Consider the following 1,415-nt stretch of genomic DNA (forward strand, 5'->3'; position numbering starts at 1 on the left):
TTTTTAGATTCTGTGTTAATATACAAGTCAATTTTATCTTTTTTTTGTAATTTCGGGTTTTAGGCGGTCTATTGCCAGCCTGTTTAGGGTAGCCGTTTTTGGCCGCCCTAATTTGTATCTACTTTTTCGTTCTGATACTTTTGGAGATGGTATTGTGGATCATACCGCTGTTCGTTTTTATAAATTATAAACATCAGCTCTAGAAGTTTCCTTTGCACAGCTACTGCTGCTTTCATTTTGATGCCATTTCTTGAAACAAGCCTTGTAAATGTATTAGAATAATGTTCATCATGCCTTATGGCGGCCAATGCAGGTAAATGAAGGGATTTTCTCAGGTATCTGTTGCCCCGTTTGGATATGGTAGGTTTGCTCTGGATCGATGTTCCGGACTGTTTTTCCTTTATGTCCAGGCCGGCATAGCTTACCAGTTGCTTTTTATTTCGGATCATCTCAAATCCATTCGTTTCTGCCAATACTGTTACTGCTGTCAGCAGTCCAATTCCAGGGATTGTGGTCAGGTTATCTGTTTGTTTTTTGAGTAAGGAACTCTCCTTAACAATGAGCTTTAACTCGGTCATTATTTCCTTTTCCTGTCTTTGCAGTACTGCTATGCGTTCCTTTATCCGTCCTATAGAGTTTTCATTGGGTTCTGCCTCTGCCTGTTCTGCATGTAGCTGGTTCTTGACAGCAGTACGTTCCTGTACCAATTGGTCTCTCTCCCGGGTCAGCTGCTTCAAACGCTTATAGGTGGGGTCTGGCTTGCGCCACAACTCCAGGTTGCGCTCTAGGCCAAATAAGGTGATAGCTTCCGAGCAGGTACTATCCGTTATCGTCTTGATCTCTAAGGTACGGAAATAGTTGCTGATCTTGTTTGGCAGGACAATACTGATATTGCACCCCTTGCTTTCCAGAAAATAGGCTAGCTTTTCGTGATAAACGCCTGTAGCCTCCATGACAAAATGAAGAGGACTATCCTCACAGGTATGGGTCTGTACCCATTCGTAAAGCTTTATCAAACCTTTATCCGAGTTTCGGAAATTACCATATTGGCACAGCTTTTTATCCAGATTGGAAAAGATCTTGCCAAAGCATACGACCAGTTCCTTACTACCGACGTCAATGCCAACGACCTGCTTGAGTGTTTTCATGTTAATTTTTTGATGTGAAACTGAAAAATCAATAGTGAAACTTCCCTTGGACTTGTCTCCTTATGGATATTCAAGCTGGACTGTAATTCCGCCTTACATTCTGTTCTGTCTTAGGAAGCGAAAAAGAGGAAGGCCATCTCTAAAAATCAGTATGCTAAAAAAGCTACTAAGACAGCCCTAGGCTCTCCCTCTTTTCACTAAATACAGCAAATCTATAAAACAAAAAATGTCTCCTACATTTGCTTGACACAAACATAGGAGACAGCC

The 1,415-nt window shown here is 41.5% G+C and carries 1 protein-coding gene; it reads right to left on the reverse strand.

Annotated elements, in window-relative coordinates:
• Nucleotides 1-107: 107 nt before the first annotated feature.
• Nucleotides 108-1,148: an IS110 family RNA-guided transposase gene (locus VJ786_RS16515; protein WP_003010395.1), complete on the reverse strand. Its 1,041-nt coding sequence runs from the start codon at nt 1,146-1,148 to the stop codon at nt 108-110.
• Nucleotides 1,149-1,415 lie beyond the last annotated feature (267 nt).

This window comes from Sphingobacterium tenebrionis (assembly GCF_037126265.1).
Classification (GTDB): domain Bacteria; phylum Bacteroidota; class Bacteroidia; order Sphingobacteriales; family Sphingobacteriaceae; genus Sphingobacterium; species Sphingobacterium tenebrionis.

Bases quoted from the DNA above. Each gene is read 5' to 3' on its own strand.
- VJ786_RS16515 (WP_003010395.1), bottom strand. From the start codon at position 1,148: ATGAAAACACTCAAGCAGGTCGTTGGCATTGACGTCGGTAGTAAGGAA.